The following is a 25,155-nucleotide window of genomic DNA, read 5'->3' on the forward strand; positions in this document are numbered from 1 at the left end:
GGGGAAAAAACCATGAAATCCAAAATCACCGCATCTGTCTGCCTGTCGTTGGCCGCACTGGTCTCGGCAGCCCCGGCCCATGCCGACCAACTGGCCGATATCGCTGCACGCGGCACGCTGCTCTGCGGCACCCTGGGGACGTCGCAGCCGTTCAGCTTCCAGGATGCCGCAACCCGTACCCTGGTTGGCTACGACGTGGATGTCTGCAAGCTGGTGGCCGACAAGCTGGGCGTGGACGTCGAATACAAGTTGCTGTCGGTGGCGGCCCGCGTGCCCGAGCTCAACGAAAGTCGCGTCGATATCCTGGCCGCCAACCTGGGCCATTCGCCGGCGCGGGCCGAGCAGATCGCCTTCAGTCACGCCTACTACGTCAGCCCGCAGAAGCTGCTGGTGCGCGAGGACTCGGGCCTGGAGACCGTCGAGCAGGTCAACGGCCGTCGTGTGGGAGCGACCAAGGGATCGAGCTCAGAACGCGAGGTCAAGCGCATTCTCGACAAGTCTTCCGTGATCGGCTACGCCGACAGCTCGGCCACCTACCTGGCCCTGCAGCAGAAGAAGATCGATGCCCAGGTTGCTTCCGAACTGGTGCTGGTGCGCCTGCTGCTGCAATCGCCGCCGACGGCACCGGTCGCCATCGTGCGCGAGCCGGTCTTCATGGAGTACTGGGGCCTGGGCATGCGCAAGGATGAACCGACCTTCGTGGCCCGCGTCAACGAGATCCTCGACGAGGCCGAACAGGATGGCACGGCTGCGGCACTGTTCGAAAAGTGGTTCGGTGCCGAAACACCCTACAAGCTGGAGCGCAGCTTCAAGATCGCACCGATCGCCGAGTGATCGTTTCGTCCGGGATGCCAAATGCTTGAATCCGTCTACCTGTGGCAATTGCTCAATGGCATGGCCACCACGCTGACGCTGTTCTCGGTGGCCTGGGTCATGGCGTTCTCGCTTGCCATGGTCCTGGTCGTCGTGCGCACGCTAGATCTGCGGATTTGCCGCTGGATTGTCGATGCCTTCGTCGAATACCACCGCAATGTGCCGCTGATGGTGCAGGTGCTGTTCTGGTATTTCGGCATGCCGGAGCTGTTGCCGGAAGGGTTCCGCAGCTGGCTCTATGCCCACAATGCCGAGCTGTCGCTGGCAGCAATCGCGCTGGCGCTCGGTTCTTCGGCCTATATCGCGGAAGATATCCGCAGCGGCCTGCGTGCCATTCCGGGCACGCAGTTCGAGGCGGCCCGCGCACTGGGCTCGAGCTATCTGCAGACGATGCGCTACATCATCGTGCCGCAGGCGTTGCGCATTTCGACCGGTCCGCTGATCAGTCGCGCGCTGCTGCTGTTCAAGAACACCAGCGTGGCCATGGCCATCGGTGTGGTCGAGCTGACCTACCAGGCTCGCGAGATCGAAAATGAAACCTATCGCACCTTCGAAACCTTTGGCGCAGCGACCGTGCTGTACCTGTGCGGGTCCTTCCTCATCATGCTGATCGGCATGCGCATCCAGGCACGCTTTGCCCTGAACAGGGGGGCTGGCCATGCTTGATATCCTGCAACAATACTGGCCGATGCTGCTGGTCGGCCAGTATCCCAATGGTCCGCTCGGCGGACTGGCCATGACGCTGATCCTGGCCGTGTGCGGCCTGTCGCTGTCGTTCCCGCTGGCGGTATTGCTGGCCGTGGCCCGCACCAGCCCGTATCGCTGGGTGGCCCGCATCAGCGGCTACACGGTCAACATGATCCGGGGCATGCCGCTGCTGATGCTGATCTTCTGGGCCTATTTCGTGCTGCCCAAGGTGACAGGCCATTCCATCAGCGGATTCTGGACGCTGGTCTGCGCCCTTGTGGTCTACGAGAGCGCCTACCTGTCCGAGGTGATCCGCGCCGGCATCGAGGCCATTCCCAAGGGACAGATCGAGGCATCCCGCTCGCTGGGCGTGGGCTACTGGACCACGCTGCGCAAGGTGATCCTGCCGCAGGCGCTGTTCAACGTGCTGCCGGGCATGACCAGCCAGTTCGTCTCGACCATCAAGGAAACGTCGCTGGGATACGTCATCAGCGTGAACGAGCTGACCTTCGCCGCGAACCAGATCAACAACATGGTGCTGACGCAGCCGCTGCAGGTGTTCGGCATCCTGGCGATCATGTATTTCATCGTCTGCTTCAGCCTGAGTCGTGCAGTCGGCTGGCTGGATCGGAAAATACGCCGCGTGCGGCAGATGAGCCCAGCCTGAATCTTTCGGAAAGAACGCTCCCATGATCAAATTCGACAAAGTCAACAAGTGGTACGGTGACCATCACGTCCTGACCGATATCGACCTGCATGTCCGCAAGGGCGAGGTCATGGTGGTCTGCGGGCCGTCCGGTTCGGGCAAGTCCACGATGATCCGCACCATCAATCGCCTCGAGGAAATCCAGAAAGGCACCATCCTGGTTGATGGCCAGGACATTCATGCCAAAGGGGTGAATCTGAATCACCTGCGCGGGGGCATCGGTTTCGTGTTCCAGCAGTTCAACCTGTTTCCGCACATGAGCGTGCTGCAGAACATCATGTATTCACCCGTGCATGTGCGCAAGCAAGGCAAGCAGGAAACCCGCGATCTGGCGATGAGCCTGCTGGAACGGGTGGGACTGGCCCACAAGGCCGAGGCCTATCCGGGCTCGCTGTCGGGCGGCCAGCAGCAGCGCGTGGCGATTGCCCGGGCGCTGGCGCTCAAGCCGCCGGTCATGCTGTTCGACGAGCCGACCAGTGCCCTCGATCCGGAAATGGTCGGTGAGGTGCTGCAGGTCATGAAGGCGCTGGCGCGCGACGGCATGACGATGGTCTGCGTGACCCACGAAATGGGTTTTGCCCGCGAAGTGGCCGACCGGGTCGTGTTCATGGACGCCGGACAGATCATCGAAGTGGCAGCACCCGATGAATTCTTCGGTAACCCGAGGCATCCCCGGGCGCAGAAGTTCCTGGCCGATGTACGGGCGCATTGACCTGCGCAGTGTGCTATGTTGACGCGATCGCACTACACCTCGACCGCGGCCATGTTCACACTGAAGCAAATGGAGGCTTTTCACTGGAGTGCCGTGCTGGGCAGTTTCAATGCCGCCTCCAAGCGCCTGTTCGCCACGCAGTCGGCGATTGCCAAGCGGGTGGCCGAACTGGAAACCTTTGCGGGCGCGCCGCTGTTCGAGCGTGACACCCGCAAGCTGGTCCTGACCCAGCAGGGACGCCGCCTGTTCGAGCTGTCCAGCCAGTTGCTGGTGCTGAACAACAACATCGTGCGCGAAATGGCCGATACCTCGCGCTTCGAAGGCACCGTGCGCCTGGGCGTGACGGAACTCAGCGGCGTGACCTGGCTGGCGCGCCTGATCGGCGAGGCCGGCCGCCGCTATCCCAATATCCAGTTGCTGCCCGAGATCGATGGCGGCATTACGCTGTACGAGCGGCTGATGAACGGCAGCCTGGACTTGGCCGTGATGCCGGGGCCGTTCTGGAGCTACGAATACGAGAGCGTCCCCCTGGAGGCGATCGTCAATGTCTGGATGGCCAGCCCGGATCTGGACATCGACTTCGAGGCGGATCTGACCCCGCAGGATCTGGTGCCGTTTCCGGTGATTACCCAGCCGACCAATTCGGCGCTGTCGCACCTGTACGATGCCTGGTTCACCGAGCAGGGCATTACGCTCAAGCGCGTGCTGACCTGCAACAGCCTCGACATGATGGCGCGCCTGACCATCATGCGGCAGGGCATCAGCCACTTGCCGCGCGGTTACTTCAGCCCGCTGGTCGAGCGCGGGGTGCTGCGCGCCCTGAAAGTCTCGCCGGAACTGCCCCGTGTGCAGTATTACGCGGTCTTCAAGCGGGACCTGATCAGCCACCAGGTGTCACTGGTGGTGGACATGATCCGGGAGACCTGCAACTTCGAGATGCACGATACGCTGCTGGCGTTCATGCACTGAGGGTGCGCTGACCTCAATGTGGTGTCAGGCCCGTTCGGCCGAGCGGTGTGCCGCCGTCAATTGTCCCAGTCGCTCCCCGTACTGTACTTTCTGCTGGGGGCCCAGTGCGTCCAGTTCGGCCATGCCGTCCGGGAACAGCACGATCACGGTCGAGCCCATATTGAAACGGGCCATTTCGGCGAAACGGTCGATTTCGATGGTGTCGTCGTCGTAGTCGCGCTGCTGGATGGCGCGGGCATAGGGCGGAATGGTCAGGCCGCCCCATACGGTCGTGACCGAAGATACCAGCATGGCTCCGACCATCACGACCACGAAGGGGCCGTGGCCGCTCTCGAAATGGCAGACCAGACGTTCATTGCGGGCAAACAGGCGCGGCACGGCATCGACCGTGGCGGGTGAGACGCTGAACAGCTTGCCCGGCACATGCACGGTACGCACCAGGCGACCGCCCAGCGGCATGTGCACGCGATGGTAGTCGGAGGGGGACAGGTAGATCGTGACGAAATGGCCGTTGCGGTAAGGGTCTGCGGCCTGGGCATCGCCGCCCAGCAGTTCGTCGACGCTGTAGTCGTGACCCTTGGCCTGGAATATACGCCCGGCATCGATGCGCCCGACCTGGCTGATGCGCCCGTCGGCTGGACAGAGCAGGGCATTGCAGTCGGGATCGGCCTGGCGGGCATCGGGGCGCAGCGTGCGCGTGAAAAAGGCGTTGAAGTGCGGATAGGCTTCGGGGTTGGGCTCGGCTGCCAGCGACAGGTCGACGTTGAACTTGCGAATGACATGCTGGATGGCCCATCGCTTCCAGGGGCCGAAGGTCCAGCGTGCCAGCGCGTAGGTCAGCCGGGTCAGCGTTTTCTGGGGCGCCAGGTACTGGAGCAGTATATTAAGATTCAAACGATTACCTTTTTGTGTTGCGCGGCGCGTCAGAAGCGGCGACAGTGCATATTTTGCAAACCCATCCTTCGGGAGCATGCATGAAGCATTATTTGCTGGCGGCGCTGGGCCTGGCGCTGTGCGGCCTGGCCCAGGCGGCGGGGACGGCGCATTACCGTCTTCAGGAGAGCGATTCGTCCGGGCGGCCGGTGCAGTTGAGACTGGAATATACAGATACGATGCTGCGGATGCAAACCGACCCGCAGCAGCGCGGCTATGGCCTGGTGCGGGCCGACGGGACGTATGGTGTGTTTGACCTCAACGGACGCCAGATGGTGGCCGATGCAGCCCAACTCGGGCAGTGGTTGCGGTTGCTGTCGGTCGACCCCGGCAAGTTCCTGCAGGTGGGCAGCGGCCCGGCTGCCGTTGCCGAGTTCGTCAGCCTGGACGATCTCGGCCGTCGTGAGTCGGTAGCCGGGGTCGATGGTCGCGTATATCGACTGACCTATCTCAACCCGCAGGGCGAGGAACGCCGGGTCGAGGCCGTGCTGACCCAGGATGCTGAAGTCGTGTCCTACACTCGGCGCTTTATCGAGGCGGCACGGCGTCTGCAGCAATCGCTCGGCCAGCCCGTGCCGGCCGGTACGGTCGCTCTGGCCGACGAGGTGCTGGCGCGCGGCCTGGGCATGCTGCGGGTCGACAATCTCATGACACTGTCCAGGCTGGACCGGACGGCCCCACAGGCTTCACGTTTCGAATTGCCGGCCCAGCCGATGCAATTGCCCGACGTGCTGGGGCTGGCGGAACGGTTGCGCAAGCAGTAAAAAGAGTCAGGCCGCGCGCAGTGACGTGTCATGCGAGGCGTTTTGCTGTGTCTCGGTTGCTGCGTGGCGTGCGCTCAGAGCCAGCGGTTCCAGAATGTGCCTGGCGAGATGGGAGACGACTGGAACGACGACACCATCTCCGGTGAGATGGTATGCCTCGTTGTATTTGTCGGGAAGTTGGTAGGACTCCGGGATGCCCATGAGCCGCGCAGTTTCCCTGGCGGATATCAGACGTGAGCGGATCTGTTTGCCCTGGATGATCATCACGATCTGGCGAGATGAGCCACCAGACGGGGTGCGCAGGCAGCCGGAAATGCCGTCAAAGCGGATTTCAGCGCGCTGCGTGCCCAGGCGGGTGCGCTTGTAGAGGGTGCCGACCTGGCGCGCGCCCGTCCTGGCCGCTTCGTGGACCTTGGCGAGATTGGCGGCAGTCATCATGTCCAGAAGCTGCTGCGTTTGCGTGGTGCTGTGCAAGGCGACCGATGTCGGGGCATCTTCGATCAGCTCTTCCAGGTGTGGCACAGCCCCTTCCGGCATCGGTAGTTTCCACCATACCCAGGACTTGCGGACACCCACGGGCAAGGCTTCGACGACATCTTGAAGCTGCCTGCGATGCCATGCCGGGTTGGGGGTTCGGGTTGTGACGCCCCTGGGCATGGGGACGGTTTTTTGCACTGCGATGATAAAAAGCCTGGGACGGGATTGGGGCACGAAATGTGCCGCGTCGACTTCCAGGGCTCCTACGCGGTAGCCTGCTTTTGCAAGGCATTCGATGAGTGTGGTGAGGTCCTTGCCTCGGTGCGATGTGACAAGACCCGACACGTTCTCCAGCGCGATGATCGGCGGCATCCGTTGCTCGGCCTTTAGGCGGGTCAGCAAATCCCAGAACGCCCAGAATACGCCGGATCGGCTGCCGGCCAGTCCTTTCCCATTGCCTGCCAGGCTGAGATCCTGGCATGGAAAAGAGCCCCATGCCAGCATGGCCTGTCCTGGCAATTGCGCTGGCTGAACCCTGGCCACATCACCGATATGCAAGGCATCATCCCCAAAGTTGGCGGCATATGAAGCCCCTTTTTTGGGATCGAAGTCATTTGCGAACAGGCAGTTCCATTGCTTGCCCAAACCCATCCTGGCCATGCCGCCACCGGCAAAGAATTCATAAAAATCAAATTGTTGTGGCTGGTTGGTCATGTTTGATATCCATGGGGCAAGCGTGGCTGGCCTGATATGTTCAAACCACTGTTATTGTATACAGTCGTCTGGTGGGTGCCAAGGGCATCTTTCATCATGAAACCGGGCCTGACAGGCGGTCAGCCTTCATCGCCATCGCCACCTGATGTATCCAGGTTGGCCGGTGCGCCGCGGACACGTCTTTCGGCCAGATCGGCCAAGCGACGAGCCTGGGTCAGCAAGGTGTGGCGCAGGCCTGTCTGCACCTTGCGTTCAGCGATGACTTTGGCAAGTCGGGCGATGGTTGCGGCGCGTCGGGCCAGTCGCAGATCGGGATGGTCTCTCAGGCGGCTCACTTCGTCAGAGACGACTTTTGCGTGGTACGACGCAGGCAGATCGATGGGATGATCAGGCGAGAGGGGAGGCTTCTCGTTCAGGATGGCTCCGAATCTGGACTGTCGGATGAGATGCATGTAGGCAGCATGTTCCATGGCATTCAAGCGTGCTTTCGCTGTCTTGACGTCGGTCCGGTCAATCTCGACGCCCTCTACGTCTGTCAGTGGCCAGACCTCGATGTAGCAGACTTCGTAGGGGTCCAGTACCGACATGGCCACGGCGTCGGTACGCTGGTTCGTCAGGTGTCTGCGGATACGCGTGCTGAGCTGTTCGTTCGTCTGGCCTACATAAATAGGTTCGTGGTCATAATCGTAGAACGCGTAAACCCCCCATTTGTAATGACCGATGATGCGTTTTTCGTTGAGAAAAGGATCCATCCAGGTGTGCCGCAGGAAGTGTTCGAGTTGATCCCGGAGCTCCTGGGTCTCAAATGGCAATCCGTGTTCTGAGGTATCGGGCAGGAGGCTGCGTTGGGCGAGATCTGTCACTGTATGTCGGGTCACTGTTGTTTTCAGGGGGAAAGATCCGTGAGGGATTCACCCACCGGGTAGCATGGATCATTCTGGTCGGCGTGGCTGTCAGTCAGGGGCCGCCACCACTTACTATAATCCCGCACATGATGACATCGCGCGCACTGGTTCTCTTCTCGGGTGGACAGGACTCCACGACATGCCTGGCCTGGGCGCTGGATCGCTACGACCACGTCGAAACGATCGGCTTCGACTATGGGCAGCGCCATCGTGTCGAGCTTGAATGCCGGCAGACGGTGCTGCAGGCCCTGCGCGACGAGTTTCCGCAGTGGGCCGACAAGCTGGGCGAGGATCACATGCTGGACATGTCGGTGCTCGGCCATATCAGCGATACGGCCCTGACACAGGACAAGGCCATCGAATTCGAGCAGGGCGGGCTGCCCAATACTTTCGTGCCGGGGCGCAACCTGATGTTCTTCAATTTTGCCGCCGCTGTGGCCTGGCGGCGCGGGCTCGAGGTGCTGATAGGGGGCATGTGCGAAACCGACTACTCAGGCTATCCGGACTGTCGCGACAATACGCTCAAGGCCCTGCAGGTCGCGCTCAGCCTCGGGCTGGATGCCCGCATGGTGATCGAGACGCCACTGATGTGGCTCGACAAGCGGGAAACCTGGCAACTGGCCCGGACGCTGGGTGGCGAGGCATTGGTGCAACTGGTGTGCGAGTCAACCCATACCTGCTATATGGGTGATCGCAGCCACCGGCATGCCTGGGGCTATGGCTGCGGCGAGTGCCCGGCCTGTGCCTTGCGGGCATCGGGCCATGCCGCGTTCGTCAGTTCCGCAGCATCGGATATAGCGACGCCACCAGCAGCAGAGCCATCAGCACATTGAAAGCCCGCACGACGCCGGGCTGGCGTAACCAGCGCCGCAGTGCCATGCCGAACAGCGTCCAGACCGAGATGCTGGGCAGGTTGACCAGGCCGCAGAGCAGTGCCGATAGCAACAGGTTGGTCAGGAAGTCCTGCTGCGGCACATAGACGGCGATCACACCCAGTGCCATGGTCCAGGCCTTGGGGTTGACCCACTGGAACAGGGCTGCCTGGATAAAGCTGAACGGCCTTCCGCTGTGTTCGGCCGTGGTGACCGGACCTGCCGTGGCGATACGCCAGGCCAGGTACAGCAGGTAGACGGCACTCAGTATCTTCAGGATGTCATGCAGGACCGGCCAGGTCTGGAACAGTGTGCCCAGCCCCAGTCCGGTGACGACCAGCATGATCATGAATCCCCCGCTGATGCCGAGCATGTGCGGTACGCTGCGCCTGAATCCGTAGTTCAGGCCGGAGCTGGCCAGCATGATGTTGTTCGGGCCGGGCGTAATGGACGAGGCGAAGGCAAAAAGTGCCATCGGCAGAAAAATGGGCAGGCTGTTCATGCTGCTCACTATAGCCAGGATGTGCGGTACAGTACCGGTACAATTTTCCGGATAAATTGATTACTGTACTGGAGCAAAGGCATGAAAAGTCTCTTGGTGGATGCTTTCGAGCCCCCTCTGCGGGACAGCGACCAGACACTGACCGAGCAGATCGTGGCCATGCTGATGCGCAAGATCACCCTGCTGGGACTGCGGCCCGGCAGCCGCCTGCCGTCCATCCGCCGTTTGGCCGAACATCTTGAAGTCAGTCGTTTCACGATCGTCGAGGCGTATGAGCAACTGGTCGGCCAGGGGTGGCTGCAGGCGCGCCAGGGCGCAGGCTATTTCGTCAGTGGCCGGCCTGCCCCGCAGGACCAGGGTGCACTCGATACCCGCCTGACCGCCGGGCAGGGGACCGAACCGGCGGCTGCGACGCTGGATGTGGCATGGCTGCTGAAAAGCACCCTGCGCGATGTCGGTGGCGGTTTCGTGCCGGGATCATCGGCGCTGCTGCCGCAGCAGTGGCTGGACGCGGATATGCTGGCAGCCGCCGTGCGCAGCACGGGCCGTGGTTCCTGCTCGTCCCTGCTGGGTTATGGCCCGCCGCAGGGTTATCTGCCGTTGCGTGTATCCATGGCGGATGCCCTGCAGCGGCTGGGCATTCCTGCGCATCCCGAACAGAATCTGCTGCTGACGGCTGGCGTGACGCATGCGGTTGACCTGGTCCTGCGTGCCCTGACGCAGCCGGGTGACTGTGTCCTGGTCGAGGATCCGGCCTGGTTTCTTGTATTCGGGCGGTTGGCGGCTGCCGGGGTCCGTGTGCTGGGGGTGCCACGCGGGCCGGATGGCCCGGATGTGGCCGTGCTGGAGCAACTGGCCCGGGAGCATCGCCCGCGGCTGTTCATCATCAACAGTGCGATCCACAATCCGACCGGCTACAGCCTGTCGGCGCGGTCTGCCTATGCGGTGCTGAAACTGGCCGAGCAATACGATTTCAGGATTTTCGAGGACGATACCTATGGCGATCTGCATCCTGGGGGCGCGATACGTCTGGCGGCGCTGGATGGCCTGCAGCGGGTCGTACATGCCGGCGGGTTTGCCAAGACACTGGCGGCGGGCATGCGGGTTGCCTACCTGGCTGCGGCCCCCGAGCTGGTGTCAACACTGACAGACCTGAAGCTGCTGTCCGGCCTGACGACGCCGGAACTCAATGAGCGCATCATCCAGAAGATCGTATCGTCCGGCGACTACCAGCGCCATGTCCAGCGCGTGCGCCAGCAGGTCGATGCGGCCCGCCACGAAAGCCTGCGGCTGTTCGGCCGGCTGGGCTTGCGGATCGATCCGGAGCCGGTGGGCGGCATGTTCCTGTGGCTGGACTGCGGGCAGGACAGCGAGCAACTGGCGCGCCGGGCCGCTGCCGACGGGCTGCTGCTGGCTCCCGGCCGTCTGTTCTCGCCAACACAGGCACCGGATACGCATATCCGCTTCTCGGTATCGATCACACAAAGCCCGCAGACTTGGAAAAAGGTGGCCGCCTTGCTGGCGGGGTAATGCAGCGCAGTCTGGTACATCGCTATGTTTGATAAAATATAGCGTTATATAGACGATATCGATGTGGTGCCTCATGAATGCGCAAACAACGACGCATGTGCTGTTCGGTACGGATGAACTGGATGGCTGGTTGCGTGAGGATATCGGCTATTTCGACCTGACCAGCGCGGTACTGGAGATCGGCGATCGGCCGGCACGCATTGCCTGGAAAGCGCGTGGTCCTGTGGTGGCGGCCTGTACCGAGGAGATCGTGCGCCTGCTTGCGCAGCGGCAGGTCGTCCAGATACGGCATGCCGCCAGTGGTAAGGTGCTGCAGGCCGGGGATGCCCTGATCGAGGCAGAAGGGCCGGCGCAGGCCCTGCTCGATGTCTGGAAAGTGGGACAGAACCTGCTGGAATATGCCTGTGGCGTCGCGACGCGCACACATGAACTGGTGCGTGCCGTACACGCAGTCGATCCACGTGTGGGGGTGCTGACGACGCGCAAGCATCCTCCTGGCCTGCGGCGTGTGGCGATCAAGGCTACGCGTGCCGGTGGGGCGTGGCCACATCGACTGGGCCTGTCGGAAACCGTCGTGGTCTTTCCGCAGCATCGTGCCTTGCTGCCGGAAGGCGGCTGGGCCTCGATCCGCGAGACGCTGACACGCAATGCACCAGGGCTGGCGGAAAAGAAGATCGTGATCGAGGCGGCAACACTTGAAGAGGCCGAGTTGGCCGTGCAGGCGGGTGCCGATGTCATCCAGTTCGACAAGGTGATGCCTGAACAACTGGCACCGTGGTGCACACATCTGCGCAATCGCTGGCCACACCTGAAAATTCTGGCTGCTGGCGGCATCCGGCATGACAACGCCACCGGCTATGCGGCCAGTGGCGTGGATGCGCTGGTGACCAGTAGCCTGTACTACGGAGCTCCGGCCGATATTGGCGTGACGCTGACACCGGGATAAATGTGCCCAGTGTGACAATTTTGCCAAATTTTCAATGGCATGATCACCGGGTAGATTGTCTGTATTGCCATGCAGACAGGATGCATCGATATGCCGGATACCCGCTCGTCACAGACAGCCTCTGAGTTGCTTTTTCATACGGTTGCGCCTGCGGGGCTTGTCGACCGGATATTGCCTTCCCCGGGGCTGCGCCTGACCAACGACCTGGTATTCAAAGCACTGTTCAGCCGCCATCTGCATCTGCTGTCGGATCTGATCAATGCGGTGTTGCAGTGGCCCGAGCCGATCACGGTGGTACAGGTACTGAACCCTGACATCCTGCCACAGCACATCAACGGCAAGCGGATTGTCATGGATATTCTGGTTCGCGATGCCACCGAGGCTGTGTTCATTATTGAAATGCAGGTGCGGCGCGAAGAGCCATGGCCGGAACGCAATGTGTATTACCTGGCGCGGGGCCTGTCGGAGCAATTACAGGCCGGTCAGAGCTACGATGGTCTGCGGCCGGTCATTGGGATCAGTCTGCTGGCACATGATCTTTTTCCTGATCATCCACGACAGGCGCTCTGGCGGCTGGCGCTGCGCGATGAGCAGACGCCGGCCATCTGCTTCAAGGAAGCATTGCAACTGCATATAATGGAGTTGCCCAAGGCCGAACGTCTGGGCGGTCTGCCGCCTGATCTACGGGCCTGGATCACTTGCCTGCTGCACAACCTGGACGAGGCTGCCATGAACCAGATCACACATCCCCCAGTGCAGGAAGCCCTGCAACATCTGCGGACCCTGTCTGCCGATGAAAAACTGCGCTGGGCTGCGTTGCAGCACGACATTGCCATGCTGGACGAGCGCACCGCCTTGAGCCGCGCCACCCGCAAGGGGGAGCAGGCAGGCTTGGAGCAAGGTCTGGAGCAAGGCCGCCAAGTGGCTCGGGCTACACTCAACGAGCTGTTGCTGCGTAAATTCAGCAGCATACCCGCCTGGGCCCAGGATCGTATCTCTACTGCAGATCTGAACACGATTCAGCACTGGACACTCAATATTCTGGACGCAGACCGGATCGAGGCGGTTTTCTGCCCGGCAGCCTGATGCACACGGATCGGTGCCTTATGGTCAGTTCGTTCATGCCTCTGGGATGCGCGTGCGCAGAGGCATGAACGGCAGGTTGATTCAGCTCGCCAGTTCGGGCTCGGCTTCGGGCAGCACGCAGCAGGTTTCGACATAGGCATCGACTTGGCGGAAGGCAGCCTGGGCACCGGCATCGGTACGGGCTTCACCGTCGGCATCCAGTTCGATGGCATTGAACTGCTCCAGGAATCCATGCCAGTTGGGCGCGCGACCATCCGGGTGCGGGGCCAGGTGATGTGCGCCGAAGTTGCCGTCCAGGCCGAGCTTGGCTGCCAGCTTGTACAGGAATGCCGCGCCCAGGTTGGAGCCTTCTTCGGTGTACAGCCAGCCCAGCGCCGTGGCGATATCGACGTCCTTGCCTGCTTCGAAGACGGGCGGTACCGATAGCGCGGGAATCTCGATACCCAGGTCGCGCATGTCCTGTTCGACCTGCTGCAGGCGGCGGCGTTGTTGCAGGCCTGGCAGCAGGCGATTCAGTTCGGGGTGATCGAACAGCGCATCGACATCGCGATGAAAGCGGTATTGCATCTGCAGGAAGGCGGCATAGTGCTCGCGGCTTTCGAACGGGTGGAAGCTGCTCAGGCGGTTGTCGAGGGCATCGTGCGTGCCGTGGGTCAGTGCCTTCAGGCGCTTGGCGCGGGTCAGGACGGTATCGGTCGTGGTCTGGGTCATGGCAGGCCTGCTTGAAAAAGGATGGCGAGTGAGAACGGCTCCTATCCTAGTGCAGGACCTTGCCACGACGATACCTGCAGGTCATTAAGATTGATTAAGGCGTCCTTGCCAGATGGGCAGGCAAGGACGTTGTCGCGCGCTCAGAACTGAATGCGCACGACGTTCTCGGGCTTGCCGGCCTTGGCGCTGTCGCCGTCGTTCTTGACCGTGACATAGAGAATGTTGTCGGTAGCGTCGAGCGCCAGGCTGTTTGGGTGGGGCGGCAGGGGCAGCGTTTGCAGTGGCTGGTAGGCCTCGGTATCGTAGATCGTGACCGAGCCTTGCGCCGAATCGGGCCGTACGCCACCACGATTGGTGACGTAGAGCCGGTTGCGCTGCGTGTCGAGGTTCAGGCCGATGGGTACTTCGTCGGTGGGCATGACAGCCAGTGTCTTGCCGCTGTCGGCATCCAGCACGAACACGCGGTGGCCGGGGCTGCGATGGGCATATTCACGCTCCAGGTGGTTGTTGCGCCATTCGTCACGGTCGATGCCCTGGTCGACACCGAACAGGCGGTTGGTCGCAGGATCGTAGGCCAGGTTCAGCAATTGATCGGCCTCGACCTCGAGCGTGCCGGTGATATCCAGCGTACGGCTGTCGAGCGTGATGATCTGGCCCTGCATGTTCGAGACGAAGATGCGGTGCCGGGCCGGGTCTGCGACGATGCCGACGGCGTTGTAGCCGAAACCGGGGAGGATTTTCTCCAATTCCAGCGTCTTGGTATCGACCACGAACAGGACACTGTCGATGCCCAGCCCCAGTCCGGGGGCAAACAGGCGATGCTGGCCGGCATCGATGGCGAGTTCGCGCAGCTTGTAGGGAAAGTCGTCAACCACGTTCCATTTCTTGAGCTGTTCGAGCAGGAAGTCGCGGCGCGTCTGCGACAGGCCGTGCTCCTGGTACAGCTGTTCGAAATTCACCTTCTGCATGACGGGAATGCGCTTGATGAGCTGGTTGCCCTGCGTGTCGATCACGCTGATCGCGCCGTTGAATCCCTGGGTCAGGTAGAGGCGGTTTGCGGCATCATCCAGGGCGACACCAAAGCCCTTGCCGTCGAGCGGCACTTCGGCCTGGATGTCGAGACTGTCGGGAGCCAGGCGCAGCAGCCGTGAGCGGCTTTCATCCTGCCAGTCCGGTGCCGATACAAAAAGGGCGTTTTCACGTGGGCTGTAGGCCAGCTCGACCACTGCAGAGGCCGTGGGGCGGGACAGGATCTGATGTGCAGTGATGGGTGTGTGGGGCGTGACGACGGCAGCCGTGCGCATCTGTGCGTTGTCCTCCGTGATACCGGACTCGCTTTGTTGTCGAGGCTGCTGCTGTGCGCGGGTGTCGGCCTGGGCATAGGGGGTGATCAGCATCAGGCTGGCGGCGATCAGGGTCAGGGTGAAATGTCGGGTGGTGTGCATGGTGATCATGTCCTCGGTGAGTGTCCGAAATTGCATCAGAAACTGAATTCGGCCGTGATGCCGACCAGCCTGGGGCGTTGTACGAAAGGTGTGGTCGGGTCGTTGTTGGTAATGAAGGTTGGCCGGTCGGCGTCGAACAGGTTCTGCGCGAACAGTGCGACACGGCCGCCCTTGAAGGCGTAGGCAAGTTGCAGGTTGGCAGTCCAGTGCGAGGCGATCCGGCCCAGGGCGTCGTTGTCGTACTGGGAGTAGTAGCTGTCGTTGAACTGGACGTCGCCACTGATCTCGAAGCCGCCGCCGAAGCGGTATTTGAGTCCGGCATTGAACGAGTAGTCCGGGGCGCGTGCCAGCCGGTTGCCCTCGATGCCGCTGTCGGCGAATTCCGTGATCTTCGTGCGCAGCAGGCCCAGCGTGCCGAAGGCTTCCAGTTCGGGTACGGGCATCCAGCGCACGCCGAGTTCTGCGCCATAGGTGCGTGCCTTGTCGGCATTGCGGATCACCGAGGAGTTGGGCCCCAGGTAATAGGGCAACTGCATGTCTGTGTATTCGTTCAGGAACAGGTTGGCCGTCAGCTCCAGCGTATCGTCCAGGAAGTGCTGGCGGCTGTACAGCTCATAGTTCCAGACGTATTCGGGGTCGAATGTATAGCTGACGATGGGCGCGCCGAAGGTGATGCCTGCGCCGCCGGCGTTATAGCCGCGCGTGATCATGGCCCCCAGGGTCAGGTCGTGGTCGGGTTTCCAGGCGAGGTCGAACTTGGGCAGGAGTGCCGAGTAGGTCTTGTCGAGGTCGATGCGTACTGCGCTGCTGCCGCCGTGTCGCTTGTGGTGTTCCTGCTCGAAGCGTGTCGCCAGCGTCAGGTCGAGCTGTGAGGTCAGTGCGAATGTGGCTTCGCCGAAAATGGCACGCGTCTCGGTTTCGTCGCGGAAGCTGCTGCCATTGAACAGATTGACGTATTCGTCCTGTGTGCCCCGGAAGTAGCGGATACCGGCCAGGCCGTGTATGTCACCGCCGGGCAGATCGAAGCGCAGCAACGGTTCGAGCTGGAATTCGTGGCCGTCGATGCGGGCGTGCGGCAGGGTATCGACCATCAGCCGTTCGTTGGAAAAATCGGTATATACCAGCTTGTTTTCGAGGCGAATGGTATCGGATGCGTTCCAGCCCAGGTCCCAGATGCCGCTGGTGGACTTGGTGGTGAAAACCGGTCGGCGCGGGTCGAAGCGCGCGCTGACGTAGCCGGGTGGAGGATTGGTCGCTTCGCCCTGCGGCGTGCGGCTGTCGATATGGTTGAGCGTCAGCATCGATGACAGGCCGGGCAGTCCGGAGGGTTCGAACAGCAGCTTGGCGCGGGTCGTGGTCGTTTCGATGCGGCGCGGATCGCCCACCGGATCGTAGGAAATCAGGTCGACGAAGCTCTTGCGCTCCTGGCGATCCACACTCAGGCGGAACGCCAGCGTGTCATCCACGATGGGGCCGGAGAGCATGGCCGCCGTTTGCCAACTGTGCTGATTGCCCTTCATGCCCTTGACCGCGCTTTCCCAGGCCCAGGATGGATTTTTGGTGCTCATCACGATGGCACCGGCAATGGCGTTGCGGCCCTGGATGTGGCTTTGCGGGCCGCGAAAGACCTCGACCTGTTCCACGTCCCACAAGGACTGGGTGCCGAAGGCGAATTCATTGTAGGTCGACGAGCGGCCATCCACTGACATGTTCAGGCGGGGGCGGGTGCCCGCCAGGAAGGCGGCTGCGCCCTGCAGCGGGCCGGACCCATCGACGCCGCGGATGGTGGGCAGGTTGTTGCCGATGCCCAGGTCGACCACGTTGGGTGTGCGCTTGAGCACGTCCGAGACGCTGGTGGCGTTGGGCAGGCCGGCCAGGGTCGCGGCATCGTAGATGGCGACGCTGGAGCTGGTATCGAAAATGGAGCGGCTGACCTTTTCTCCGGTCACGATGATGTCCGGCAGCGTGGTGTGCGCGCGTGCCTCGGTCGTGGTCGTCATCTGGGGAATGCGGCGCAACCTGAAACCGCTGCTGGGTGCGTTGGGTACGGCTTGCAGGGAAGTACCTTCCAGCAACTGCGACAGCCCTCCCTCCAGGGTATGGTGGCCATGCAGGCCCCGTGTCTGCTGGTGATCGGTCAGGGCCGGGTCGGCCACGATGGTGGTACGGCTGGCCTGGCCGAACAGGATGAGGGCCTGGTTGAGGGGGCCGGGAGCGATGTCGAAATCGATCTGCTGCGCGGCAACTGCCTGTGCCTGTACCTGGGTAGGCATACCGGCCAGTGCCAGCATGCTGACGGCCGGCCATGCGGCGAGCGCCATCTGCAGCAGTGCGCGGGCTGTCGTGTACCGATGCATGGTGCTGAGATTGTTACTGCGAAAACGATCATATTTGATCATGAGGTCGATTCCTGTTTGCTGTCCGTTGCCGGGACCTGTATGAAGGCCCTCTATAAGGTCTAACGAATGGCGCTCGGGAATCTGCCGGGCTTTTACAAATTAATGTCTTCAGGCTGCTTCCAGCGTGACCCAATAGCGTGTCCGGTAGCGCAGGTGCAACTGCAGTCCGAGCGCAAGGGCCTGGAGTGCCTGGTCGGTATCGGCCAGCATGAAGGTGCCCGTGACGAGACGCCCGGCAAGCTCCGGCGCACAGTCGAGGACGCCGGGACGGTAACGGCCCAGTTCTGCAAGAAAGGTATCCAGCCGCATCCGGTCCGCCACCAGCATGCCCTGCATCCAGGCGGTGGAGGTTGAGGCAGCCGGTTCGGACTGGGCGACCTGGTTCCGAGAAAAAAGCGTCTGCCGGCCTGCAGGCAAGTCAACGCTGCTGTCACTGGCCTGATGCGGCGTGATCCGCACCATGCCATCAGTGACCGTGACCAGCGTGTGCAGATTGTCCGGCAGCGGATAGCGGACGACGAAACGCGTGCCGATGGGACGCACCTGTCCATCGCGGGTTGCAACCAGGGTCGTCAGGGCGTGTGGTTCAGATCCGCTGGTGATGGCGATTTCTCCGTGGTACAGCGTCAGCACGCGCTGCAGCCCGTCGGTATCGATATCGATGGCAGTCCGGGTATTCAGGATGATCCGGGTGCCATCGTCGAATGCCAGTTCGCGCTGCTCACCGCTGCTGGTACGGTAGTCGGCCAGCCAGCCGGGTACGGGTGTGCGATGTCGGCCGGCCCAGCCCAGCAGCAGGGCACCGCTGGCTGTGGCTGTCCATTTGAGCAGCTTGCGCCGGTCCTGGCTTTCGACTGTCTGGTGCAGGGTCTGGCTGACGATGGTGGGCGAAATGCGTTCCTGGCGTGTGATGCCCAGGTCCTGATGCAGGCCGGCAAATCGCTGCCAGGCCCGCTCGTGATCGGGATGTGCCTGTCGCCAGTGTTGCCAGGCGGCCAGGGTGGCATCGTCGGCTGGTTGCTCCAGGGTGACCAGCCAATGCGCGGCCTGCGCCACGATGGCGGGAGGCAGCGCCGCGGACTGCGTATCGACCGGGCCGAAGAGAGGACGTGACATGTGGCTGCCTACCCGTAGATGGCGGCGTAGCAGTGTTGCCAGGCCTTGAGCATGTCCTTCTGCACGATGTTGACGCTGATTTCCAGCTGGGCGGCGATATCCTGATAGCTGGCACCATCGATCTGGGCCAGCATGAAGATGCGCCGCATCCGCGACGGCATGGCATCAAGCATGGTGCATACCGCAGCCAGGGCTTCCAGCATCAGGGCCGTGGTTTCCGGGGATGGGGCCAGGACTTCGGGCTGGCAGGCCAGGCTGTCCAGGTAAGCCTGTTCGAGTGTGCGCCGGCGGAACTGGTCGATGGTCAGGCGCTGGGCGATGGTCGCCAGATAGCCACGCGGCTCGATCGGCACCTTGGCGATGCCGGTGCGCATGACGCGCTCGAAGGTGTCGTGTGCCAGATCCAGCGCATGCTGGTGATCGCCAGACAGCCTCCGACGCAGGAATTGCACCAGCCAGCCATGATGCTGGCGATAGAGTGCGGAGACCGTGTCGGGGGCAATGTCGGGCTTGGGCGACAGCATATGCAATGCAATGGCGACGGAAATGATAATTGGCCTCGATTCTACTACTGAACGTGTCAACCTTAATAAAACTTAATCCACATTCTGCAGACCCTTGCGCATAATTGGTTTTCATTTTCAGTGGACAGCAGCGAGGGTGAGCTCCACATGCAACACATACGCAGAAAACTCCTGGCGCTGGCCGGGTTGATGGTGGCACCGATGATGGCGCGGGCGTTTCCTGGCATGCGGGCCGACCACGGGGGTGGTGCAGCCGTTTCCGGTGCGTCCGCGCCGGAGGGCCGGGCCCGGGTGGTCAGCCTGGGCGGAGGGATTACCGAGATCGTCTATGCGCTGGGGGCCGGCAGCAGGCTGGTGGGCGTGGATGTATCCAGTGTCTATCCGGCGGAGACGGCTTCCCTTGCGCACGTCGGCTATTACCGCAATGTGCCGGTGGAAGGGGTAGCCGCCTTGCGTCCGGCGCTGGTGCTGGCTTCCGATCAGTCGGGGCCGGATGGTGCGCTGGAGCAACTGCGCAGCCTGGGGATCCGCGTCGAAGTACTGCCGGATCAGCCCGATCTGCCGACCTTGCAGGCGCGCATCGAGCAGGCGGCACGGGCACTGGATCGTGCCGAAGCGGGTCAGGCATTGGTGGCACGTCTGCAGGGGGAACTGTCGCAGTTGTCGGGTGACGGCCATGAACTGCCGCAGCGCGCCCTATCCCTGGTTGCGCATACCAGCACGCTGCTCATGGCCGGCGAGGGGACTGCCGCCCATGCCACGCTGGCGCTGGCGGGTTTTCGAAATGCGATACCTGGGCAGCAAGGCTACAAGCCGGTCACTGCAGAAGCCATGGCGGCTGCAGCACCGGATATGCTGGTGGTGACGGAAATGACCGTACAGGCACAGGGCGGCATGCAGCGCATGCTGGCGCTGCCCGCACTGGCGGCAACACCCGCGGTGCGCGAAGGACGGGTTGTCGTGATGGCCGATGACCTTTATCTGACCTTCGGTCCGCGCCTGCCGCAGGCAGTCGCACAGTTGCGGCAGGCGCTGGTGCGCATGCCTGCCGATACATGATGCTGGCGGCGACCTCGGCCAGCGGCACTGGGCAGGATGGGCGGCAGCGTTTTCTGGGCTGCATGAGCGCCATGCTTGCCTTGCTCGGCGGGGTGGTCGTCATGTCCGTGCTCAGTGGCGCTTATACGATCACGCCGGGCAGCGCCTTGCGTATTCTGACGGGCGCGGCCAATGCCGAGATGGCGCTGGACAGCCGTATCCTGCTGGATATCCGTTTGCCTCGCATCGTGCTTGGGCTGGTTGTCGGGGCTGGTCTGGCGCTGGCCGGGGCTGTGATGCAGGCGCTGTTTCGCAACCCCCTGGCAGATCCGGGGCTGATCGGCATTTCCTCGGGGGCGGCACTGGGGGCCGTGGCTGCGATCGTGCTGGGTGGTGGTGCTTTCATGACCCTGGTGCCTGCTGCCTTCGCGGGTAGCCTTCTGGCGACATTCTGCGCATATTTGCTGGGGCGGCGTACGGCGGGCGTGGCGGGCCTGTTGCTGGCTGGTATCGCGATCAATGCGGTCTGCGCCAGTGCGATCGGCCTGTTCAGCTTCGTGGCCGATGACAGTCAGTTGCGCAGCCTGACGTTCTGGACCATGGGCAGCCTGGCACAGGGTAACTGGTCGGTGCTGGCGCTGCTGGCTCCCTGGACGGTGTTCTTCGGCTGGTTGTTGTGCCGCCAATGGCGGGCACTCAATGCGCTGCTGCTGGGAGAGCGCGAGGCCATGCATCTGGGGTTTGAATTGCACCGGATCAGGCGGCGTCTGATTTTCATGGTGGCGCTGCTGGTCGGACCGCTGGTTGCGGCGACCGGTGTGATCGGTTTTGTTGGTCTGGTGGTGCCGCATATCCTGCGCATGTTGCTGGGTGCGGATCACCGCTGGTTGCTCGCAGCCAGCATGCTGGGCGGTGCGATTGCCCTGGCGCTGGCCGACAGTCTGGCGCGGGTGTTGCTGGCACCTGCGGAGTTGCCTGTCGGGATCGTGACGAGTCTGGTGGGTGCGCCGTTCTTTCTCTGGTTGCTGGTCAGGGCCGACAGGCGGGATGGATGATGGCCAATTCGCTGCAGCTTGAGCATATTCGCGCATCGCGCCAGAGTCGTCCCGTATTGGGCGATGTGTCGCTGCAACTGGTACCGGGCGAGGTGCTGGGCGTGCTGGGTGCCAATGGTGCGGGCAAATCTACGTTACTGGCTGTCATGGCGGGCGAGCTGGCCGCGGATGCGGGCCGCGCGTTGCTTGACGATGTGCCGCTAAGCAGCTTGCCGGCGGTGCGGCAGGCTCGCAGCCGGGCTGTTTTGCCGCAGCAGGCTGCGCGAGGATTCGATATGCCGGTCGCGACGATTGCGGGCATGGGAGGGTATCCCTTTCCGGAGGTCGCGCCGGCCCGCCTGAGTGCGGTTGTCGAGGAAGCCTTGCAGCAGGTGGGGCTGGCGCATGCCGGCCAGCGATCCTATGCCGCCCTGTCCGGTGGCGAGCAGCAGCGGGTGCAGTTTGCGCGGGCATGGGTTCAGACGGCCCTGGCCGTGGCAGCACAGGGCCATGCCTATCTGCTGCTGGATGAACCGGTTTCCAGCCTGGATCCTCGTCACCAGAATGCCCTGCTTGCGACGGCATCCTGTCTGGCACGGCAAAAACAGGTGGGCGTCCTGGCTGTGCTGCACGATCTGAATCTGGCCGCGGCCTGGTGTGACCGGCTGGCGTTGTTGTCAGGCGGTGTGTTGTTGGCATGTGGCAGGCCAGAGGAGGTCTTGATGCCGGATCTGCTGACGCAGGCTTATGGAGAACGACCTGACGTGCTGGAGCATCCGCTGGTGCCTGGGCGGCCGCTGGTCCTTTTTGCATGAGGTGATTAACCATTTGTGAGGCGTGGTATCAACCAATTGTAATAATAATGGTAATGGTTCTTATTGGTAAATATAATCGCCTCCCGCCCTGTTGTGGCTGGTTCGCATGCATGCGGCCAGGCCTGTTCTGTGGCGGCGATAGCGGTTGCGCCTGGTTGCGCCCATGACTGCTGTCGGGGGGAGTAGAGATGAGAGTTCTGGTCGTAGAAGATGATAGCAAGGTGAGTTACTGGCTGGGCAGCAAGCTGCAGACATCAGGGTATCAATGTACGCTGGTGGACAACGGTGAAGATGCGCTGGCTGCCATCGAGCGCGAGGCGTTCGATGTGATCATCCTCGACCGCATGCTGCCCCGGCTCGATGGCATCCAGGTGTTGCAGCGCCTCAAGGGGCGGCGGCATCCTCCCATCATCATCCTGTCTGCCGTCGATCAGCCTGATGATCGGGTCGAGGGTCTGCGCGCCGGAGCGGATGACTATCTTGGCAAGCCCTTCGATTTTTCCGAGCTGCTGGCCCGCATCGAGGTGCTGGTGCGTCGCATGGGCGGCCAGGTGGATGAGGAGCTTGTCCTGTATGCCGCCGATCTGCGCATGGATGTGCTGCGTCGTGAAGTGCGCCGGGGCGATGCGGTTCTGGACCTGACCGACAAGGAATTCAAGCTGCTGCAGGTACTGCTCGAGCACAGTGGCCGCGTGGTGACGCGCAGCATGCTGTTGCAGCGGGTCTGGGGCTACGAATTCGATCCGCAGACCAACCTGATCGACGTACATATGTCCAAGCTGCGTGCCAAGCTGGACAAGGGATTCGAGGCTGCACTCCTGCGTACGATAAGGTCGGTCGGCTATGTCCTCGGATGAGGTGGCGGCCGGCCCGGCAAGGACTTTCGCGCAGACGATAAGATCGCTGTGCGAGACCAGCTATTTCCGGCAGGCCTCCAGCATTGCCTTCATCTTCCTGCTGGTCACGCTGATGACTACCATCTGGAGTCGCTCCCTGATCGAGAACGTGCTCTACAACCATGTGCGCGAGATGGTGCTGTCCGATATCCGGGCGCAGCATGCGCTGGGCATGGACAGTGCGGCCCAGGTACGCTCGGCGCTCTATACGCGGGACTACCTGGAATATCGCACCGAGCGCAAGGTGCTGTTGCTGGGCCCCTATCAGCGGGTCGAATATGGCGATCCGGCGCTGCTGTCGGTGATTGGCTGTCTGGACATGGGGTGTCATGGCTGGCGGCATGTCGAATGGACCGATGCAGAGGGCAATCATGCCGAGCTGCTGGGGCTGGTGGTGCCGCTGGCCGATGGCAGCGTGTACTTCAGCAGCTACGATATCCAGCCCATGATGGAGCGGGTCGGCATCTTGCCGCTGACCGCCGGGGCCAGCCTGTTCATCGTGCTGCTGTTCAGCACCGGGATCAGCGTTGCCTTCGGGGCCGATAGCCTGAAACGCGTGGATACGATACGCAGCGTGCTGCGACGCTATGTGGCGGGCGACAGTGCCGTGCGTACACCGGTCGGCCAGCGGCGCGACGAGATCGACCGGCTGGGCGAGAATATCAACCAGGCGCTGGCGCGGATCAACCGCATGATGGAAGAGGTCAAGAGCGCCAGCAGTCACATTGCCCACGAACTGGGCACACCCTTGACGCGCCTGCAGAACCGGCTGAGCTCGGCTGCCGAACTGACGGGCGATGTGGCCGTGCAGCAGGAAATCGCCCTGGCGGCAGAAGAAGCCGAGCGCATCCAGAAACTGTCCCGTGCCATCCTGCGGATTGGCGAGATCGAGTCCGGGCGTTGCCTGCGTCAGTTCGAATACCTGGATGCCGGAGCACTGCTGACCGAACTGGCTGACTACTACCAGCCGCTGGCCGAGTTGCGCGGCAATGCACTGACGGTCTCGGCACCACCAGGCAGCAAGGTCTATGGCGACAGGGCGCTGCTGATGCAGGCCATGTCCAACCTGCTCGACAATGCGCTCAAGTATGCTGCGCCGGGAACGCCGGTCACGATGTTCGTGCGTGCCGCAGGTGATCTGATCGAGCTGGGGGTGGCCGATCGCGGCCCTGGGATTCCAGCGGACCAGCGCGAAAGTACGCTGTTGCGGTTCAGCCGGCTGCGGCAGACTTCCAGCGTGCCCGGCTATGGCCTGGGGCTGGCGCTGGTGCAGGCGATTGCCAAGTTGCATGGTGGCGAATTGGCTTTTGCCGACAACGAGTGCGCGGGCGTGGGCCAGCGGCCGGGTGTTGATGACGTCGGCATACAGGTGCTGTTGCGGCTTGAGCGGCACCATGTGCTTGAGGGGAGTTCCGGGGCTGCGCACGCCTGATTTTCGTGATTGCGAATGGCTTTCATTAAGCAAACTTAATGGAGGCTTCATTGTAAAAAATAGCAGCAAAGATAGAATTGATTTTTATTTAGTTGCTCGCTATTTTTTACGGGATTCATCCAGATGGCCTCCAAGCTCAAACAGTTCCTGAACGACGAAAGCGGCGTGACCGCGATCGAATACGGCATCCTGGCCGCTGCAATGGCTGCCGCTGTCGCTGTGATCTTCGGCAACGATGGTGCTTTCATCAGCGCATTGCGCGGCAAGTTCGAGGATATCGCCGGCGACATCTCCGGTGCCGGCGAAGACGTCAAGAAATCCGCCAACTGATCGGTCGGGGCATTTCGTCATGCCAATGCTGCCTGGTGCTCAATGGCTGCTGATGACGGCGTTGGCGTGGGTGGTCATGTCTGATCTGCTCTATCGGCGCATTCCCAACCGGCTGGTCTTGCTGCTGTTGGCGGTCTGGTTGCTGCATCCCTTGCTGGCACTGTTCGGAACGGGGCCGTGGGCCGATGGCATCGAGTGGGGCGCATGGGTGGGCTGGCCGTTGCTGGCTGCCGCGCTGGTCCTGGTGTTTGGCTATGGCCTGTTTCTGATCAAGCGTGTTGGAGCAGGCGATGTCAAGCTCATGGCCGTATTGATGTTGTGGGCAGGCAGTCACGGGCTGATTTTCCTGATGGTGACATCCCTGGCGGGTGGTGTGCTGGCCTTGGCACTGCCTTTGCTGAACATGATCGAGCTGACTTTGGCTCACGGCATGGTGCGCCTGGGCGCGCGGCTTCCGGGCCGCAACCCGCCATTGCCTCTTATCCTGGGCAATGACCGGCCTGCCGGTATTCCATATGGCCTGGCCATTGCTGCCGGTGCCGCCTGTACCTTCGGGTTGATGGCGCGCTGAATACGCCTTGCCCACTCCTGTCGCGGTTTCGTTGTATCTGAACATGAAAACTTCTTCCGTTTTGTTGCTGGCTGGTGCCTTGGTCCTGGCTGCTACTTCTGCCCTGGTGGCGCGTGCGCTGATGCGTCCGCCGCCGCCCGAGATTGTCGTCAAGGAAGTGCAGGTCGA

At 62.2% G+C, this 25,155-nt stretch carries 26 protein-coding genes; 17 read left to right on the forward strand and 9 right to left on the reverse strand.

What is annotated here, in order from left to right; translation table 11 throughout:
- Positions 1-12: 12 nt before the first annotated feature.
- From ABN482_RS15245 to ABN482_RS15265, 5 genes are read left to right on the forward strand one after another with little or no spacing between them, the layout of a single operon-like run.
- Positions 13-834: an ABC transporter substrate-binding protein gene (locus tag ABN482_RS15245; protein ID WP_349504783.1), complete on the forward strand. Its 822-nt coding sequence runs from the start codon at positions 13-15 to the stop codon at positions 832-834.
- A 21-nt stretch (positions 835-855) separates the two neighbouring features.
- Positions 856-1,539 (forward strand): amino acid ABC transporter permease, encoded by a 684-nt coding sequence (locus tag ABN482_RS15250; RefSeq protein ID WP_349504784.1) that lies wholly within the window; start codon positions 856-858, stop codon positions 1,537-1,539.
- Entirely contained in the window at positions 1,532-2,227 is a 696-nt protein-coding gene (locus ABN482_RS15255) for an amino acid ABC transporter permease (RefSeq protein ID WP_349504785.1), read from the forward strand. Before ABN482_RS15250 ends, ABN482_RS15255 begins: the two co-directional genes overlap by 8 nt.
- Positions 2,228-2,249: 22 nt before the next feature.
- Complete coding sequence (locus ABN482_RS15260) at positions 2,250-2,978, forward strand: amino acid ABC transporter ATP-binding protein (protein WP_109062831.1); 729 nt, start codon at positions 2,250-2,252, stop codon at positions 2,976-2,978.
- Between the two features lie 51 nt (positions 2,979-3,029).
- Positions 3,030-3,947, forward strand: a complete 918-nt coding sequence (locus ABN482_RS15265) for a LysR family transcriptional regulator (RefSeq protein WP_109062953.1) — start codon at positions 3,030-3,032, stop codon at positions 3,945-3,947.
- Between the two features lie 24 nt (positions 3,948-3,971).
- Here the strand turns inward: ABN482_RS15265 and asd are convergent, their stop codons facing one another.
- Positions 3,972-4,841 carry an archaetidylserine decarboxylase gene (asd, locus tag ABN482_RS15270; protein WP_349504786.1) on the reverse strand — a complete coding sequence of 290 codons (870 nt, stop codon included), beginning with the start codon at positions 4,839-4,841 and terminating at the stop codon, positions 3,972-3,974.
- Between the two features lie 80 nt (positions 4,842-4,921).
- On the opposite strand from asd, the gene ABN482_RS15275 reads away from it, so the two are divergent.
- Entirely contained in the window at positions 4,922-5,644 is a 723-nt protein-coding gene (locus ABN482_RS15275) for a hypothetical protein (RefSeq protein ID WP_349504787.1), read from the forward strand.
- A 6-nt stretch (positions 5,645-5,650) separates the two neighbouring features.
- Here the strand turns inward: ABN482_RS15275 and ABN482_RS15280 are convergent, their stop codons facing one another.
- Together ABN482_RS15280 and ABN482_RS15285 are read right to left on the reverse strand one after the other, a co-directional pair.
- Entirely contained in the window at positions 5,651-6,835 is a 1,185-nt protein-coding gene (locus tag ABN482_RS15280; protein WP_349504788.1) for a DNA cytosine methyltransferase, read from the reverse strand.
- A gap of 119 nt (positions 6,836-6,954) precedes the next feature.
- A complete protein-coding gene (locus tag ABN482_RS15285; RefSeq protein WP_349504789.1) occupies positions 6,955-7,587 on the reverse strand; it encodes a GIY-YIG nuclease family protein in 633 nt (210 codons plus the stop codon).
- A 239-nt stretch (positions 7,588-7,826) separates the two neighbouring features.
- Between ABN482_RS15285 and queC the strand changes: the two genes are divergently transcribed.
- Entirely contained in the window at positions 7,827-8,573 is a 747-nt protein-coding gene (gene queC, locus ABN482_RS15290; protein ID WP_502877314.1) for a 7-cyano-7-deazaguanine synthase QueC, read from the forward strand.
- Here the strand turns inward: queC and ABN482_RS15295 are convergent.
- Entirely contained in the window at positions 8,515-9,114 is a 600-nt protein-coding gene (locus ABN482_RS15295) for a LysE family translocator (protein WP_109062821.1), read from the reverse strand. The genes queC and ABN482_RS15295 overlap by 59 nt on opposite strands.
- Before the next feature lie 117 nt (positions 9,115-9,231).
- Between ABN482_RS15295 and ABN482_RS15300 the strand changes: the two genes are divergently transcribed.
- From ABN482_RS15300 to ABN482_RS15310, 3 genes are all read left to right on the forward strand, one after another.
- On the forward strand, positions 9,232-10,644 hold the full coding sequence (locus ABN482_RS15300; RefSeq protein ID WP_502877316.1) for an aminotransferase-like domain-containing protein: 1,413 nt from the start codon (positions 9,232-9,234) through the stop codon (positions 10,642-10,644).
- 73 nt (positions 10,645-10,717) lie between these two features.
- Positions 10,718-11,590 (forward strand): ModD protein, encoded by an 873-nt coding sequence (gene modD / locus ABN482_RS15305; RefSeq protein WP_349504791.1) that lies wholly within the window; start codon positions 10,718-10,720, stop codon positions 11,588-11,590.
- 90 nt (positions 11,591-11,680) lie between these two features.
- Positions 11,681-12,676: an Rpn family recombination-promoting nuclease/putative transposase gene (locus ABN482_RS15310; protein ID WP_349504792.1), complete on the forward strand. Its 996-nt coding sequence runs from the start codon at positions 11,681-11,683 to the stop codon at positions 12,674-12,676.
- 81 nt (positions 12,677-12,757) lie between these two features.
- Here the strand turns inward: ABN482_RS15310 and ABN482_RS15315 are convergent, their stop codons facing one another.
- The 5 genes from ABN482_RS15315 to ABN482_RS15335 all read right to left on the reverse strand — a co-directional run bounded on the left by ABN482_RS15315 (position 12,758) and on the right by ABN482_RS15335 (position 18,871).
- Complete coding sequence (locus ABN482_RS15315) at positions 12,758-13,387, reverse strand: biliverdin-producing heme oxygenase (RefSeq protein WP_143859516.1); 630 nt, start codon at positions 13,385-13,387, stop codon at positions 12,758-12,760.
- Between the two features lie 140 nt (positions 13,388-13,527).
- A complete protein-coding gene (locus ABN482_RS15320) occupies positions 13,528-14,832 on the reverse strand; it encodes a YncE family protein (protein ID WP_349504793.1) in 1,305 nt (434 codons plus the stop codon).
- A 35-nt stretch (positions 14,833-14,867) separates the two neighbouring features.
- Positions 14,868-17,231 carry a TonB-dependent receptor gene (locus ABN482_RS15325; protein ID WP_349504794.1) on the reverse strand — a complete coding sequence of 788 codons (2,364 nt, stop codon included), beginning with the start codon at positions 17,229-17,231 and terminating at the stop codon, positions 14,868-14,870.
- 108 nt (positions 17,232-17,339) lie between these two features.
- Entirely contained in the window at positions 17,340-18,347 is a 1,008-nt protein-coding gene (locus ABN482_RS15330; RefSeq protein ID WP_349504795.1) for a FecR domain-containing protein, read from the reverse strand.
- 8 nt (positions 18,348-18,355) lie between these two features.
- Positions 18,356-18,871: a sigma-70 family RNA polymerase sigma factor gene (locus ABN482_RS15335; protein WP_349504796.1), complete on the reverse strand. Its 516-nt coding sequence runs from the start codon at positions 18,869-18,871 to the stop codon at positions 18,356-18,358.
- A 147-nt stretch (positions 18,872-19,018) separates the two neighbouring features.
- Between ABN482_RS15335 and ABN482_RS15340 the strand changes: the two genes are divergently transcribed.
- From ABN482_RS15340 to ABN482_RS15370, 7 genes are all read left to right on the forward strand, one after another.
- A complete protein-coding gene (locus ABN482_RS15340) occupies positions 19,019-19,930 on the forward strand; it encodes a heme/hemin ABC transporter substrate-binding protein (RefSeq protein ID WP_349504797.1) in 912 nt (303 codons plus the stop codon).
- Entirely contained in the window at positions 19,927-20,964 is a 1,038-nt protein-coding gene (locus ABN482_RS15345) for a FecCD family ABC transporter permease (protein WP_502877315.1), read from the forward strand. Before ABN482_RS15340 ends, ABN482_RS15345 begins: the two co-directional genes overlap by 4 nt.
- Positions 20,961-21,758 (forward strand): heme ABC transporter ATP-binding protein, encoded by a 798-nt coding sequence (locus tag ABN482_RS15350; protein ID WP_349504798.1) that lies wholly within the window; start codon positions 20,961-20,963, stop codon positions 21,756-21,758. The genes ABN482_RS15345 and ABN482_RS15350 overlap by 4 nt, the downstream gene beginning before the upstream one ends.
- A 188-nt stretch (positions 21,759-21,946) precedes the next feature.
- Entirely contained in the window at positions 21,947-22,615 is a 669-nt protein-coding gene (locus ABN482_RS15355) for a response regulator transcription factor (protein ID WP_109062816.1), read from the forward strand.
- Complete coding sequence (locus ABN482_RS15360; RefSeq protein ID WP_349504799.1) at positions 22,602-24,086, forward strand: sensor histidine kinase; 1,485 nt, start codon at positions 22,602-22,604, stop codon at positions 24,084-24,086. Before ABN482_RS15355 ends, ABN482_RS15360 begins: the two co-directional genes overlap by 14 nt.
- Before the next feature lie 123 nt (positions 24,087-24,209).
- On the forward strand, positions 24,210-24,416 hold the full coding sequence (locus ABN482_RS15365) for a Flp family type IVb pilin (protein WP_349504800.1): 207 nt from the start codon (positions 24,210-24,212) through the stop codon (positions 24,414-24,416).
- Positions 24,417-24,435: 19 nt separating this feature from the next.
- Positions 24,436-24,987 carry an A24 family peptidase gene (locus tag ABN482_RS15370; RefSeq protein ID WP_349504801.1) on the forward strand — a complete coding sequence of 184 codons (552 nt, stop codon included), beginning with the start codon at positions 24,436-24,438 and terminating at the stop codon, positions 24,985-24,987.
- Positions 24,988-25,155: the final 168 nt, after the last annotated feature.

The sequence above is a fragment of the Corticimicrobacter sp. genome (assembly GCF_040137905.1).
Taxonomy (GTDB): domain Bacteria; phylum Pseudomonadota; class Gammaproteobacteria; order Burkholderiales; family Burkholderiaceae_B; genus Corticimicrobacter.